This window comes from Desulfovibrio sp. TomC, from assembly GCF_000801335.2.
In the GTDB taxonomy this organism is placed as follows: domain Bacteria; phylum Desulfobacterota; class Desulfovibrionia; order Desulfovibrionales; family Desulfovibrionaceae; genus Solidesulfovibrio.
In genome coordinates, this window is record NZ_JSEH01000012.1 from 81,939 (window position 1) to 96,494 (window position 14,556).

Here is a 14,556-nt window from a genome sequence, read left to right on the forward strand (position 1 = left end):
TCATCATACCTTGAATCTTCGTATGCGAATCCTCTCTCCATTCGACATCACAACAGTCATCTTGCGTTTCTCTTTTCTCCAACTTCTTGCGCTGCTGTCTCTCTTCGCCAGCCCTGTTTCCACCCAGTTCGAGTGATGCACGGACATTCATGCCCCTGGCTCTACCGCAAGACCTGTCACCATACAGACTCAATAGTAAAAAATACAGCACAGTGCAATGCTTTTATAACGCACGCTCCTTTGATTTAATGCCATAAAATACCAGACTATTTGTCTTTGATTTCCTTTTCACAATCGGGTCTCGCCCCACCCGTTTGGATACTCCGCCCCCAAAACCCCTGCTCACAAAAAAACCGGGAGCGGTCTCCCGCCCCCGGCTCTTGCTCTACCGTTCTCCACTGATGCGAAGCGTCGTTGCGCCGCCCTACTCCACCCACTCGTCGTCTGCGTCAATGGGCGTAAAGCCGCGACGGATGGTATTTTCCGTCACCACCCGGGGATCGACGAATTGGAGCAGATAATCCGGGCCGCCGGCCTTGGATCCGACGCCCGACATCTTGGAGCCGCCAAAGGGCTGGCGGCCGACCATGGCCCCGACGCTGTTGCGGTTGAGATAGAGGTTGCCCACCCGGAACTCTTTGCGCGCCTTTTCCAGGTGGCGGGGGCTTCGGCTGTAGACGCCGCCGGTCAGGGCATAGCGGGTGCCCACGGCCCATTCAATGGCCTGGTCAAAGTCTTTGGCCCGCATGACCGACAGCACCGGCCCGAAAATCTCTTCCTGGGCCAGCCGGTGTTCGGGTCGGATGCCCTCGACCACCACCAGCGGCGCGAAATAGCCCTTGCCTTCGATCGTGCGCTCGACCAGCACCCGGCCTTCCTGCCTGGCCAGGGCGGCATACTCGCGCACCTTGGCCTGCTGGCCGGCATCCACCACCGGCCCCATGGCATTGGAAGGATCTTCGGACGGGCCGATTTTCAGGCACTGGCAGGCTTCCTTCAGGCGCGTCGTAAAGCGGTCATAGATGGAATCGACCACGATGACCCGTGAGCAGGCCGAACACTTCTGGCCCTGGAAGCCAAAGGCCGAATAGGCGACACCCAAAACGGCTTCGTCCAGATCGGCGTCGTCGTCCACGATGATGGCATTCTTGCCGCCCATCTCGGCGATGACCCGCTTGCAGTACTCCTGGCCGGGCTGCACCTTGGCCGCTTTTTCGATGATGCGAAGGCCCACGTCCATGGAGCCGGTAAAGGCAATGGTGCTGACCGCCGGATGCTCGACCAGATAGTCGCCCATGACCGAGCCGCGACCGGGACAGAAGTTGAACACGCCGTCCGGCAGGCCCGCTTCCTTAAAGATGGCGACCATGCCGTGGCCGATGAGCGAGGCCAGGCTCGAAGGCTTGAAAACGACGGTATTGCCGGTGACGATGGCCGCCGAGGTCATGCCCAGCGAAATGGCCAGGGGGAAGTTCCAGGGGGCAATGACCGCAGCCACGCCCTTGCCCTCGTAAAAGAGGTGGTTCTTCTCGCCGGGTTCGCGGCCCATGCGGCGCGGCGTGCCGATGCGCACGGCCTCGCGGGCGTAGTATTCGAGGAAATCAATGGCCTCGCCCACGTCGTTGTAGGCCTGATCCCACTGCTTGCCGACTTCCAGCACCTGCACGGCCGACAGGGCCACGATGTCGCGCCGGGCAATAGCTGCGGCTTTGAGCAGCACATCGGCCCGCTCCCGGGGCGTCTTGTCGCGCCAGGGACCAAAGGCGGCCTTGGCCGCGGCAATGGCCGCGTCCACCTCGGCGATGCCGGCCTGACAGACCTGGGCCAGCACTTCGTCCGGGGCGGCCGGGTTGACGGTCGGGATGCGGTCGCCGGTTTCGATGGCCTTACCGCCAATGGACAGCGGGATCAGGCGGCCGGCCTTGGCCCGGACAGCGGCAATGGCGGCCGGAAAGGCGCTGCGCAGCTCGGCAATGGTGAAATCGGCCAGGGGTTCGTCCCGGAAGGCGGTCAGGCCGTCGATGCCGGCCGGTGCGCCGGTCTCGCGCTCCGGCTGACGGGCCAGTTCGCGCGCCAGCGTCGTGGCCGGGTTTTCCAGCAATACGTCCTCGGCCTCGCCGTCGGCAAAGCTCTGGCGCAAGAAAGACTCGTTGGCGGTGTTTTCCAACAGCCGGCGCACCAGATAGGCCATGCCCGGCAACAGTTCGCCGTAGGGGCAATAAAGCCGCACCCGGCCGGCCACCTTGAGCAGTCCCTTGCGCACCGGCTCGGCCATGCCGTAGAGCGCCTGAAACTCATAGCGGGCATCGGCCACCCCAAGCTCGGAGGCGGTCTCCATGACGTTGGCAATGGTGCGGATGTTGTGGGAGGCGCACTGGAAATAGACCAAGTCGCTATTTTCCAGGATGATGCGCGAGAGCTTTTCATGGGCGAGATCAGACTCGGCCTTCTTGGTCCACACCGGCACCGGCCAGCCCATCTGCTTGGCCACCACCGTCTCGTAGTCCCAGTAGGCGCCCTTGACCAGCCGGATGCCAAAGGGCAGCCCTTCGGACCGGCCCCAGGCAATCAGTTCCCGCAGATCGTGCTCGGTGTCGCGCAGATAGGCCTGGAGCACGATGGACAGATGCGGATAGCTGCGAAATTCCGGCTCGCTGCGCAGGCGCTTGAACAGCTCGATGGTGATGTCTTTGTATTTGACCTGCTCCATGTCGATGCAAAGCGCGCCGCCCATGGCCACGACCTTGCGGTACACCGGTCGCATCCGCGACAGGATGCCCTCGACCGAGCCCTCGAAATCCATGGGCCGCGCCTGGGAAAAAAGGGCCGACGGCTTGATCGAGGCATTGACCCGGGGCGCGCTGCCCCAGTCCAGACCACCCTCGCCCGCGCCAAAGGCCTTCCACGAGCCTTGCTCGGCGGCTATGGCGTCCAGCACTTCCAGATAGCCGTCGCGGTAGGCGTCGGATTCGCCCTCGGACACCGTGGCCTCGCCCAGGAGATCGACGGTGAAGGCGAAGCCGTCCTTGCGGATCTTGGCGATATTCTTGACGGCCTCTTTGGTCTTCTCGCCGACAATGAACTGGCGCGCCATGCCCTCGATATTGGAGCGGATGGCCTTGCCCATGAGCTTGGCCGCCACGCCCCCGAACATGCCCGACTTTTCCGCCCCCCACTTGAGCACCGACGGAATGTCCCCGGCGTCGCCGCCCGAGAAATATTCCTCGATGTGACGCGACAGGTTGTCCGAGGTGGTCAGATAGGGCAACACATCCACAAATCGAAACAACTGGACCTTGAAGGCCTCGTTCTGCATGGCCCAGTCCATGACTTTGCCGGTCCAGAAGCCCTTGTTGAAGATAGAGGGCGACTCGCCCCGGATGCTGGCGAAAAAGGCCTTGCCGCGCTGGCGGATGGCCTCGTCGAGCTGCGATTGCATCATTCCTCTCCCGGTTGTGGCAACGCTCCCAGGGGAAGCGCCCCGGTTTCCTTGACGGTTTGCAGCACCACCGTGGTATTGGTGTCGCGCACGGTGGAGAGCCGGCCAATGACCTTGAGCAGATCGGCAAGCGATCTGGTGTCCGGGGCGCGCACCTTGATCAGGTAGGCGGCCGTCCCGGCCACATAGTGGACTTCCTGGACCCCGGGCACGCCAGCCAGTTGCTGGCCGGTGTCGATGGCCCCCACCGGCTCGTCGGTCTTGACGAAGGTGAAGGCTGTGAGATCAAGTTCCACCTTGGACGGATCGATGCGGGCCTCGTAGCCGGTGATGACGCCCTTGCGCTCGAGCTTGCGCACCCGCTCGAGCACCGCCGACGGGGCCATGGAAACAGCCCGGGCAATGTCGGCGTTGGACGTGCGCGCGTTGTCCTGAAGGATCATCAGAATCCGGCGGTCGATTTCGTCGATCATTCTTGTTATCTCCTGATATCGAGTTAAAAATTCGATTTAAGCCTCTTTGTCAAGCGCTTTCTTCTGTTTCGCCTGGTCAGAAGCCGAACAACCTTCGGGGAGGAAAACATGTTGCGATTCAAGGCTGTTGGATTGTTTCTTGGAATATGGCTGCTGGCGGCAACCGCCCTGGCCGGCGGCGACTATACCCTGACCATCCTCTACACCAACGACATCCACGCCCACCTGGCCGCCTTCGATGAATTCGGGGCCTTTTGCGACAAGGCCAAGGACGCGGCCGGCAAATGCCAGGGGGGCGCGGCCCGACTGGCCACGGCCGTGGCCCGAGAGCGGGCCAAAGGCGGCAACAGCCTGCTGCTCGACGCCGGCGACCAGTTTCAGGGAACGCTTTTTTTCACCAAATACAAAGGCGAGGCCTCGGCTTTTTTCATGAACCGCCTGGGCTACGACGCCATGACCCTGGGCAATCACGAATTCGACGATGGCCCGGCCACTTTGGCGAATTTTATTCGGTCCCTCAAGTTCCCCATGCTCGGGGCCAATGTCGATGTTACGGCCTCGCCCGACCTCAAGGGCCTCGTCGCGCCGTATATCATTCGTGAAATCGGCGGAAAAAAAGTCGGCATCATCGGCCTGGGCCAGCCCAAAACCGCCCAGATGTCCAGCCCCGGCCCAACGGTCACCTTTGCCGCTGCGGCCGGGCCGGTCAAAAAAGCCCTGGCCGAACTCCAAGCCAAAGGCGTCCGCATCATCATCGTGCTGAGCCACCTGGGACTGACCGGCGACAAGAAACTCGCCGCCACGGTGCCCGGCATCGACATCATCGTTGGCGGCCACAGCCACGTGCTGCTCGGCAACGACTTCCCCGAAGCCGTCGGACCAAGCCCGCTGGTTATCGACGGCCCGGACGGCGGCAAAACCCGCATCGTCACCGCCGGCTACTGGGGCCGCTACCTCGGCAGCCTGACCGCCGCCTTCGACGCCGACGGCCACGTCGCCACCATGACCGGCAATCCCATCCGCCTCGACGCCGCCATGCCCGAAGATCCCGCCACCCTGGCCGAAGTGGACCGCTTCGCCAAACCCCTGGACGCCTTCCGGGCAACCGTCGTCGGCCAGACCGTCAACGCCCTGGGCGCAGCCATGTGCCGCCAGGAAGAATGCACTGCCGGCGACGTCCTGGCCGAATCCCTGCTGGCCGGCGGCCGCCGCTTCGGCGCAACCATGGCCCTGGTCAACGGCGGCAGCATCCGCGCCGGCATCGCCCCAGGCCCCATAACCCTCGGCGACGTGCTCACCGCCTCGCCCTTCCCCAATACCCTCACCGTCCTCACCCTGACCGGAGCCGACCTCAAAGCCGCCCTGGAACACGGCGTCGCCCACGTCGGCCTCACCGACGGCACCGGCCGCTTCCCGCAAGTCGCCGGCTTGACCTACACCTACAATCCCGCCGCGCCGGCCGGCAGCCGCATCGTCGCCGTCGAAACCGCCGACGCCTCCGGCCATTTCACCCCGCTCAACCCAAACGCCGACTACCGCCTGGCCGTCAGCGACTTCCTCTTTCGAGGCGGCGACGGCTATGCCATGTTCGGTAAAAACGGCCGCGACGTCGAAGCCGACGGCATGGCCGTGGCCGATCTCATAGCGACATGGCTCGGCCAGAATAATCCGTTGCGGTTGGAACTGGACGGGCGCATCGCCGTCGCGCAGTAGCATGAAAAGAAGAAGAAACTGGGGCGTTGCCCCAGACCCCACCGGGACGCTGTCCCGGACCCTGCCAGGGCGCTGCCCTGGACCCGCCGGGGGGCACGGCCCCCCGGACCCCCGGATGGGGGCGCAGGGTTTGGACGGGGTAACGAACTGAGGCGTGCATGGAAGTGCGGGAAGACTGTTGGCGCGGGAACGCTTGGCGGCTTTGCCGCATGGTGGGTTGGAATCGGGGCCGCCGACACTCCCCGCGAAGCGCGGGGAGCACGGTGGCCCCGATTCCAACCCACCGGTTCGCCCGGGAAAGACCGTAAAACCAACGGGATGACACGCAGCATTTTTTAAAAAGCGTCCGCTTTCAAAAAAATGCCCTTCTGCCCATATTTCGGAAATGCGTCCGGGCCGGTTTAGCGCGAGGCTTTGATCGCGCTAAACCGGCCCGGACGCTGGCGAGTTGGGGTCTGGGATTTGGCTGGCGGTTCCGGGCGGCTTCCGGCCGGGACCGCCAGCCAAATCCCAGACCCCATTCTCTCACGCCGCCACGCACCACACCTGCCCCATCCGCTTACCCACCCCCCATCGCAGGGGTCCGGGGGGATCATCCCCCCGGTGGGGTTCGGGGCAAAGCCCCGATTCTCTTCGCTTTCGCCTAGACCGCAAACCCGAGTGCCGTCGCCAGTTCCCGGGCGCTGCCGGTAAACGGCCGGCGTTCCCACAGGGCGTTCTGGGCGGCCCACCAGTCGGGGTGCAGGTCCAGGTCGGCGGCGTGCTTGATGAGGCGGGCGAGCAGTTGCCAGTCCGGGTCCGGGCGGCTGATGAGCCGGGCGGTTTCGGCGGCCAGACGGGCTTCCAGGGCGGCTTTGACCGGGGAGTCGCGGCCGGTCTGTTTGAGGAACAGGTGCAGGAGTTCGCGGCGTTTTTCGGGCAGCGGCAGTTCGAAGACTTCGTGCCAGATGAGTCCCGGCCACAAAGGCAGGAGGAGTGGCGCGAGATTGACGGTATTTTGGGCTTCCTGGCGTTCGGTGACCAGGGACCTGGCAATGGCGGCCTGGGCCAGATTGTTGGCGAAGAAGAGGGCTTCGGCGTAGCGGGTGAAGATATCGGCCAGGGCCTGGCGTTTGTTGACGGGCAGGCCGACGGCTTGGAAGTTGAAGCCTTCTTCCGGGCCGCCTGTTGCGGGCTGGATGCTGGCGCAGCCCTGGAAGGGATCGGCGACGGTTGCCGGGGTGTAGGTCAGGGCGAAGACGTCGGCGGCGGTTTCCAGGCGATAGAGGATGGAGGCGGCGCCGGAGGTGGTTTGGCCGGTGGCGTCTTCGAGGCGGATGGCGACGTCCACGCCGGGCCAGACGACGGTGGCGTCGTGGCCGCCGGCCGGGAGCCGGTTTTCCAGGGCCAGGGTAATAAGGGCCTGGGTGATGAGGGATTTGGGGGTTTCGCGCCGGGGCTTGGCGAGGTTGTCCCAGATGTCGCGGCCGGTGCCCATGGCCGGTTCGTTGGAGACGGCCTCGGCCAGGACGGCGGTGACCTCGGCTTCGGGATCGGCCATGCCGGTGGTGCGGGCCAGTTCGGCGGCGCGCAGGGCAAAGGTCAGGGCGTTGACCGGTTCCAGGCGGGATATTTCGTCAAAAAACCAGGCGCAACTGGCAAACGAAGCCAGGCCCCAGGCCTGCATGGACAGGAGTTTCCAGGCCGTGCCCCGCCCGGCCGGGCTGGTTTTGGGGGCCATATGGACGTTTTCAAAGGCTTCGGTGGTGACCGTACCGGCCAGGACGCCGCCGTAGGCGACCAGGGCCTTTTCAGCATCGTTAAAAAGAGGGGCGGCCGTTACGTCATAGTGGGCGTCCAGACGGGATTTGAGGAGGTTCAGGGCGTTTCGCAGGGGCGCGCGCCAGCGTTGGTTATAGCTGCCGCCGTGGTCGCCGGCGGTGCAGCCGCAGTCCGAGCGCCAGCGTTCAACGCCGTGGGCGCAGCTCCAGGCCGAGGCTTCGCGGATGCGCACGTATTGGCGGGGCGGATTGGCGGCCAGATAGGCGGCGTAGTTGGTCAACGTCAGGCCGTCGCGGCCGGATTTGGCCTGATCGAGGACATAGGCCAGGGCCATTTCGCCGAATTTGAAGTGATGGCCGTAGGTCTCGCCGTCGGTGGCCAGGGAGAGCAGGCCCTGGCCGGCCGCGCTGGAGAGGCGGGTAAAGAACTGTTCGCCGTCGGCCAGCAGATGGTCGAAGGCCACGGCCTGGGACAGGGGGCCGTGGTAAAAAAAGACGGCGATGCTGCGCCCGGAGGGCAGGTGGACGGCGTAGGGCTGGCGGATGTCCAGGGAACCGGCGTCCACGTCGCGCCAATTCCTGGCGTCGTCGCTGACGGCAATGGCCTGGGACGGGGCCAGGATGGTAAAGAGGATGCCGGCCTCGGCCAGGGCTTCCAGGGTCGGGGTATCGACGGCGGTTTCCGACAGCCACATGCCTTCGGGGGCGCGGTTGAAGCGGGCGGCGAAGTCGTCCACGGCCCAGCGGACTTCCAGGGTTTTGTCCCGGGCCGTGGCCAGGGGCATGATGACGTGGTGGTAGATCTGGGCCAGGGCGTTGCCGTGGCCCAGGCGGGCCAGACTGGCGCGATCGGCTTCCAGGATGCGGGCGTAGGTGTCCGGGGCCGAGCGGGCCATCCAGGACATGAGCGTGGGGCCGGCGTTAAAGCTCATGAGGCTGTAGCAATTGACGAGTTCGGCGATACGCCCCTCGCCGTTCTGGCGTCTGGCCCGGGCCAGCGGGGCATACGATTCGCGGCAGATGCGCTCGTTCCAATGGATGCTCGGGGCGGCGCTGCCCTCGGGCAGGATGCGGCCGAGCCAGGGGTCTTCGCGGGGCGGCTGGTAAAAATGGCCGTGGATGCAAAGGGCGCGGTCCATGCTGTCACTCCTGTCCGGTGGTTCGTTCAATGCGGTTTTCCCCGGCGTCGGGGGGAAGAAAGATCTTGTGGTCCAGGGCGTCGAGGGCTCGATCGGCCAGGGCGGCCTCCCGGCGTCGCAAGAGGGAGGCATCGACGTAGTGGACCTCCATGGGTCCCTGGACCGGGCGCACCAGGGCCAGGGACAGCCCGGGCCAGGACCACAGGTGCATCCGGTTGCCGGCCTCGTCCGGGCGCACCACGGACGGCCCGTATTTGGCGGTGTAGGCGTCAAGCACCCGGGCATAGTCGGCCCCGGGATCATTGCCGACCGGGGCGATGGTCAGGGCCACGCCGGCCAGCTTGCCGCCGTCGTAGGCGTACACCACGCTGACAAGCGGGATGTCGCCCAGGGTGAGGCGTTCGTCGGCCCGGCGGTAATAGCGCCGGCCCCGATGGCCAAAGAGGTATTCGCCGGTCGGCAGGGTCCCTTCCGGGGAGCCGAAGGCGGCCCCGCGAAAGGAGCGCGGCGGGTCGCCCTTGGAGAAAATCCGCAGACCGCCCGAGAGCGAGGGCGGCGCGCCCGAGGCGGCCTCGGCGGCCACGACCTTGGCCAAGAGGGCTGCGTCGGCGTAGCGGATGGCCAGCCCGCCCGCAGCCGTATCCCGGGACAGGGCGATCTGGGCCTTGGGCCAGCTCCAGACGAGTTCTTCTTCCAAGGTGGCGGGGATGGCCCGGGGCGGCCCGTACTTGGCGGCATAGGCCTGGCGCAGGGACTCAAAATCGGCCGTGGCCTCGGCCCGCATGAGGACGGCGAAAAATTTCCCCTGGTAAAAGCCGTAGAGGATGTCGCCCAAGCGGGTTTCGCCCAGTTCCAGGCGTTCGTTGGCGCGGCGATAATAGACGGCGGCCCCTTCGCGGTAGGCCTCGGTCATGTCGGGCAGACTGGCCCGGTCGCGGCCGAAGCGGATGCCGCGAAACCCGATTGGCCCCCGGGCGCGGATGTCCTCGGTGCTTTGCCAGGTTTCGCGCTCGTCGTGGCTCAGCTCGGGCAGATAGACGTAATCCACCACGGTTTTCCCGTCCCGGGCAAAGTGGGACAGGCTGACCGTCAGCGTCGGCTGCCGCCAGACCAGACGGACGACGCCCGGCGCGCCTTCCCGGGCCGGCAGGCCGTATTTGGCATCATAGGCGGCAATGAGCGGGGCCAGCCCGTCGCAATCCTCCAGGGTCATGCGCACGAAAAAAAACATCCCCCGGGAAAACCCGTAGCGCACGGTCGTGGCGCAGGCGTCGCCAAGGACCGGCTTCTCGGCTTCACGGCGGTACAAGGCCACATCGCCGAAATCGGACACCAGGACGAGGCCGGGGAGGTCGGCCAGGGCCGTGCCAAAGGGCATGCCACGGAATTCCGGGGCCTTGGCGGCGAGAGAGGGACTCCCGGCCCAGAGCAAGGCCGAAACGGCCAGCCAGAGGATGCGGCGGCGCATGGGACCGCCGCCCTACCGGGCCAGACGCTTGCCGATGCGTCGGGCCATTTCCCTGAGGCTGCCGGCCAGGGCGGCCACCTCGTCGTGGCCGCCCACGGGCAGCGTCCCGGTCATGCGCCCGACGCTCAGGTCCCGGGCGAAAAAGGCGCAGCGCCGCACCGGGCCGCCCAGCGCCAGGGCCATGGCCACGGCAAAAACGACGCCAAGGACAAAGATGCCCCAGGCCGCGCCCGCCAGAGCCAGCCGGGAGCCATTCAGGGAATCGGCCAGCCCCGAGGCGTCGGCCGCAGCCTCGGCCAGGGTCGCGCCGCCCAGTTCCGTCCCGGCGGCCAGGGCGGCCCGCTCGGCCTCGATGATCTGGCGGCCGGTGGCCCGCAGGGCTTCCCAGTCCGACAGCAGGACTGAAGCCGCCTGCCGGCAGGCGGCCAGGGCGGCGAAGACCGGGGCGAGACGCTTGGTCTCGTCGTCGCTGCCGGCCTTGATGTCGCGCAAGGCTCCTTCGGCCTCGTCGTAGCGGGCCAGGGCCTGGGACAGACGCGCGGGGTCGCGTTCGGCCTTGGCGCTCTCGGCGGCCAACCGGACGTCCCGCCCGGCGTCCTGGGCAGCCTGGGCGGTCTTGAGACGTTTGGCATGCAGGCGCAGCGGTTCGGGCTGGGGATATTTGGCGGCCAGCTCCTTGTCCCACTGGGCCGTCTTGAACTCGATATAGGCGGCCACGGCGGCGGCGTAGCCGTCCTGGGCCGTGGTCAGTTCGGTGCGGGCCTGGGCCACCCGGTCATTGGCGGACACGGCCGACTCAGCGGCTTTTTTATAGCTGTCGAGAAAAAAACCGATTTTCTGGGCCTCGGCGGCCAGCCCCTCCATCCCCGGGCGAGTGGCGGCCTCTTTGGCGGCGTGCAGGGCGTCGGCGGCCTGGGCCAGTTCCTTCTTGGCCCGCTCCAGGGCGTCGCGTTCGCCGGACAGGGCATAGCCCCGGATGGCCTGGGCAGCCAGGAGCAGCCGGCGTTCCACGGAAACGGCCAGATCGGCCCGGGGCAGGCGGGCTGTTTCCAGGGAACGGGACCGGCCGGCCAGCCCGTCCAGACGGGATACCGCGAAAAGACCGAGCAGCAAGGCGGCGATGGCCGGCAGACAAATGGCCAGGCCGATTTTGACGGGAAAAAACGGAAACCGCATGCCGGTGCGTCCTTTGTTGGAGATGCGGCGCGGGGGCGGCAAGAAACAACAACCCGTCTCCCGGGCAAGAGACTTCACGGTGTATCCAATTTTAACAGGAAATCAAAGGGGGCGGCAGGCACATCGCCCTGCCGCCCCCTCTGTTCCATCGGTCCCGGGCATCAGCCGAAACGGCCGGTGATGTAGTCCTCGGTCTGTTTCTGGGCCGGACGGGTGAAGATGGTTTCCGTGGCGTCCTCTTCAATAAGGCGGCCCATGTAGAAAAAGGCGGTGCGGTCGGAAACGCGGGCAGCCTGCTGCATGGAGTGGGTGACGATGATGATGGTGAAGCGTTTTTTCAGCTCGTGGACGAGTTCCTCGATCTTCTGGGTGGCGATGGGGTCAAGGGCCGAGGCCGGTTCGTCCATGAGCAGGACATCGGGTTCGATGGCCAAAGCCCGGGCGATGCACAGCCGCTGCTGTTGGCCGCCGGACAGGCCGAGAGCCGAGTCGTGAAGGCGGTCTTTGACCTCGTCAAACAGGGCTGCGCCCTTGAGACTTTTTTCCACCTGTTGGGAAATAAAGGTGTTGTCGCGCGCGCCGCCCACCCGCAGGCCATAAGCCACGTTCTCGAAAATGGTTTTGGGAAACGGGTTGGGCTTCTGAAAGACCATGCCCACCCGGCGGCGCAGCTCCACCACATCCAGGCTTGGGGCGTAGATGTCCTGGCTGTCAAGCAACAGCTGTCCCTCGACCCGGGTGCCGGGAATGAGGTCGTTCATGCGGTTGAGGCAGCGCAAAAAAGTGGATTTGCCGCAGCCCGAAGGACCGATCAGGGCCGTTACCTGATTCTGGAAGATGGTCAGGTTGATGTCTTGCAACGCCTTGAAGCGGCCGTAATAGAAATTCAGATTGCTGGCGACCATTTTCACGGTATCGGACATGGGGCTTTTCCTCTTGTGCTGCCGCTGTGGCGGACGGTGCGGCGGGCTGTGTCGTCGTGGGCCAGGGTGCCCGTACGGCATGGCCGTTTCATGACGATTGCGCAGGCGGTCCGGAACGGACCTCGGTTGCTGTCTCAGGCCCAGGGACGGCCGGGTTGGCCGGCCGGGCCAGGGGCAGGGAAAAATAGAAGGCCGCGCCGCTCATTTCGCCCCGGCCGCGCTCGACCCAGACCCGGCCGCCGTGGCGCTCCACGATATGTTTGACAATGGCCAGACCAAGCCCGGTGCTGCCGGGTGTTTTGGAACGGTGGCGCTCCACCCGGTAAAACCGTTCAAAGACGCGCTGGCGCTCCTCCGGGGGAATGCCCGGCCCCTGGTCGAGTACGGCCAAGGTGGCCAGCCCCCGGCCGGGATCGACCGCGGCGGTCATGACGATGCGCGAGCCCTCGGGACTGAACCGGATAGCGTTTTCCAGCAGATTGCGCCAGACTTGGCTCAACTGACCGCTGTCGCAGGCAACCGCCAGGCCGCCTTCGGGGAGCTGGCGGTCAAGGACCAGCCGGCGGGCCTGGGCCTGGGGTTCGCATTCCCGGATGGCGTCGGCCAGGGCGGCCCCGGCCTCGGCCCGGGCGTCGGGCGAGACGTCCTGGCCGTCTTCCAGCCGGGCCAGGTTTAAAATGTCATCCACCATCTTGGACATGTGATTGGCGTTTTTGAGAATCACGTCCAGGAATCGGCGCTTTTCCGGGGCCAGTTCCGGCGCGGCGGCGAGCACCGTCTCGGCATAGCCCTTGATCGAGGTCAGGGGCGTGCGCAACTCGTGGGTGACGTTGGCGGCAAAATCCCGGCGCACCCGGGAGAGTTTGCGGGTTTCCGAGACGTCGTGAAACACCATGACCACCCCGGCCTCGGCCGGCGTCCCGCCGATGCCCAGACGCACCAGCGACACCTCGTAAAACCGCCCCGGTCCGAGCTGGGCTTCGAGCGTCACGGCCCCGGTCCCCTCGACCGGCCCCTCCTCGTCGGCCAGCAGCCGGTCGCAGGTCATCTGCAGTTCCGGGCTGGGGATCACCTCGATTGGACGCCGGCCGAGCGGCGAACCGACCGCGGGGGCGATGCGCCCCAGGGCCGGATTGGCCGAACGCACCCGGCCGGCCGCGTCGAGCACCATGACCGCCTCGCGCATCCCGTCCAGGATGGCCTGCAGCTGGGTTTTCTGGTCGGTGATGGTGGAAATGTTGGCTTCGATGCCCCGGGCCATCTGATTGACGGCCTCGGCCAGTTCGGCAAACTCGCCGCCCGGGGAGAGATGCAGCCGCCGGCGATAGTCGCCGCTGCCGATGGCCCGGGCCACGGCAATGACCTCGGCCAGGGAGCGGGCCAGACGGCGGGTAAAGAACCAGAACACGGCTCCGGCCAGGACCAGGACCCCGGCCTGGAAGGTCAGGCGCTCGGCGCGGCCGGCAGCCTCGGGCACGAACTGCGCAGCAACAAAGGCCAGGGCGGTCACCGCCACGCAGACGCCGGCAGCCCGAAGCCCCAAAGTGGCGGAACCGGCCACGGGCTACTCCTTGAACCGGTAGCCCACGCCCCGGACCGTTTCGATCATGTCGCAGAAATGGCCGAGTTTTTGGCGCAGCCGGCGGATGTGCGTGTCCACGGTGCGGGCGTAGCCTTCGAATTCGTAGCCCCAGACGGAATTGAGCAGGCGGTCGCGGGTGAGCACCCGTCCGGCGCTCTGGAACAGTTCGGCCAACAGCCGGAACTCGGTGGCGGTCAGGGCCACTTCCTCGCCGTCCAGGCTGACCCGGTGGGCGGCCAGATCGACCGACAGGCCGTCGCGGGCCAGCACCTGCCGTTTTTCCGGTTCCGGAGCGTGGCGTTTGAGCACCGCCCGCAGGCGCAGGATCAGTTCGCGCGGGGAAAAGGGTTTGACCACGTAGTCGTCGGCCCCGAGTTCCAGGCCAACGATCCGGTCCACTTCCTCGCCCCGGGCCGTCAGCATGATGATCGGCGCTCCGGCAGTTTTGGAATCGCGCTTGAGTTCCTTGCAGACCTCGAAACCGTCAAGCCCGGGCAGCATGAGGTCGAGAATGATGCCGGCCGGCGGCGTGCGACGGGCCTTGGCCAGGGCTTCATACCCGTCTCTTGCCGTTTCCGTGGCAAAACCGGCGCTTTGCAGGTTAAAGGCGAGCAGTTCGACGATGTCTTCGTCATCTTCAACAATCAGGATGGAATCCTTGGACATTGAGCCACCTCGAGGTTTTCGATGCCTGAAAGAACACGCCGCCTTGACGTGGCGATGAATGATGCGTGACGATTGTGTGACACTCCTCATCCGAAAGCGCAATCCCGCCTGTCAGGCCCGCATCCAGGCATGATGCAACGGGCTGTCGGTTTGACGCATTTCCCAAAACGACCTAACGTGTCACACCTCTCAAATTCCGTACACCGCATCCTTTTGG

Annotated in this window: 9 protein-coding genes; 1 reads left to right on the plus strand and 8 read right to left on the minus strand. The window is 65.7% G+C overall.

Annotation, left to right across the window (positions count from 1 at the left end):
* Window positions 1-424: 424 nt before the first annotated feature.
* Together NY78_RS12990 and NY78_RS12995 are read right to left on the minus strand one after the other, a co-directional pair.
* Window positions 425-3,439, minus strand: coding sequence for a proline dehydrogenase family protein (locus tag NY78_RS12990; protein WP_043636659.1), 3,015 nt, complete (start codon window positions 3,437-3,439; stop codon window positions 425-427).
* Window positions 3,439-3,912, minus strand: a complete 474-nt coding sequence (locus NY78_RS12995; RefSeq protein WP_043636662.1) for an Lrp/AsnC family transcriptional regulator — start codon at window positions 3,910-3,912, stop codon at window positions 3,439-3,441. The genes NY78_RS12990 and NY78_RS12995 overlap by 1 nt, the downstream gene beginning before the upstream one ends.
* Before the next feature lie 108 nt (window positions 3,913-4,020).
* Between NY78_RS12995 and NY78_RS13000 the strand changes: the two genes are divergently transcribed.
* Window positions 4,021-5,625 (plus strand): bifunctional metallophosphatase/5'-nucleotidase, encoded by a 1,605-nt coding sequence (locus NY78_RS13000; protein WP_043636665.1) that lies wholly within the window; start codon window positions 4,021-4,023, stop codon window positions 5,623-5,625.
* A gap of 643 nt (window positions 5,626-6,268) precedes the next feature.
* Here the strand turns inward: NY78_RS13000 and NY78_RS13005 are convergent.
* From NY78_RS13005 to NY78_RS13030, 6 genes are all read right to left on the minus strand, one after another.
* The gene (locus NY78_RS13005) at window positions 6,269-8,524 is read right to left on the minus strand and encodes a DUF3536 domain-containing protein (protein WP_043636666.1); all 2,256 of its coding nucleotides are present in this window, start codon (window positions 8,522-8,524) and stop codon (window positions 6,269-6,271) included.
* A 4-nt stretch (window positions 8,525-8,528) separates the two neighbouring features.
* Window positions 8,529-9,992 carry a hypothetical protein gene (locus NY78_RS13010; protein WP_043636667.1) on the minus strand — a complete coding sequence of 488 codons (1,464 nt, stop codon included), beginning with the start codon at window positions 9,990-9,992 and terminating at the stop codon, window positions 8,529-8,531.
* A 12-nt stretch (window positions 9,993-10,004) separates the two neighbouring features.
* A complete protein-coding gene (locus tag NY78_RS13015; RefSeq protein ID WP_043636668.1) occupies window positions 10,005-11,168 on the minus strand; it encodes a hypothetical protein in 1,164 nt (387 codons plus the stop codon).
* Between the two features lie 161 nt (window positions 11,169-11,329).
* Window positions 11,330-12,091, minus strand: a complete 762-nt coding sequence (gene pstB, locus NY78_RS13020) for a phosphate ABC transporter ATP-binding protein PstB (protein ID WP_043636669.1) — start codon at window positions 12,089-12,091, stop codon at window positions 11,330-11,332.
* Between the two features lie 88 nt (window positions 12,092-12,179).
* The gene (locus tag NY78_RS13025; RefSeq protein WP_043636670.1) at window positions 12,180-13,652 is read right to left on the minus strand and encodes a sensor histidine kinase; all 1,473 of its coding nucleotides are present in this window, start codon (window positions 13,650-13,652) and stop codon (window positions 12,180-12,182) included.
* 3 nt (window positions 13,653-13,655) lie between these two features.
* Entirely contained in the window at window positions 13,656-14,339 is a 684-nt protein-coding gene (locus tag NY78_RS13030) for a response regulator (RefSeq protein ID WP_043636672.1), read from the minus strand.
* Window positions 14,340-14,556 lie beyond the last annotated feature (217 nt).

What these genes read in the sequence shown, in the direction of transcription:
- NY78_RS12990 (WP_043636659.1), bottom strand. Translation starts at nt 3,439, where the DNA reads ATGCAATCGCAGCTCGACGAGGCCATCCGCCAGCGCGGCAAGGCCTTT.
- NY78_RS12995 (WP_043636662.1), bottom strand. Translation starts at nt 3,912, where the DNA reads ATGATCGACGAAATCGACCGCCGGATTCTGATGATCCTTCAGGACAAC.
- NY78_RS13000 (WP_043636665.1), top strand. Translation starts at nt 4,021, where the DNA reads ATGTTGCGATTCAAGGCTGTTGGATTGTTTCTTGGAATATGGCTGCTG.
- NY78_RS13005 (WP_043636666.1), bottom strand. Translation starts at nt 8,524, where the DNA reads ATGGACCGCGCCCTTTGCATCCACGGCCATTTTTACCAGCCGCCCCGC.
- NY78_RS13010 (WP_043636667.1), bottom strand. Translation starts at nt 9,992, where the DNA reads ATGCGCCGCCGCATCCTCTGGCTGGCCGTTTCGGCCTTGCTCTGGGCC.
- NY78_RS13015 (WP_043636668.1), bottom strand. Translation starts at nt 11,168, where the DNA reads ATGCGGTTTCCGTTTTTTCCCGTCAAAATCGGCCTGGCCATTTGTCTG.
- pstB (WP_043636669.1), bottom strand. Translation starts at nt 12,091, where the DNA reads ATGTCCGATACCGTGAAAATGGTCGCCAGCAATCTGAATTTCTATTAC.
- NY78_RS13030 (WP_043636672.1), bottom strand. Translation starts at nt 14,339, where the DNA reads ATGTCCAAGGATTCCATCCTGATTGTTGAAGATGACGAAGACATCGTC.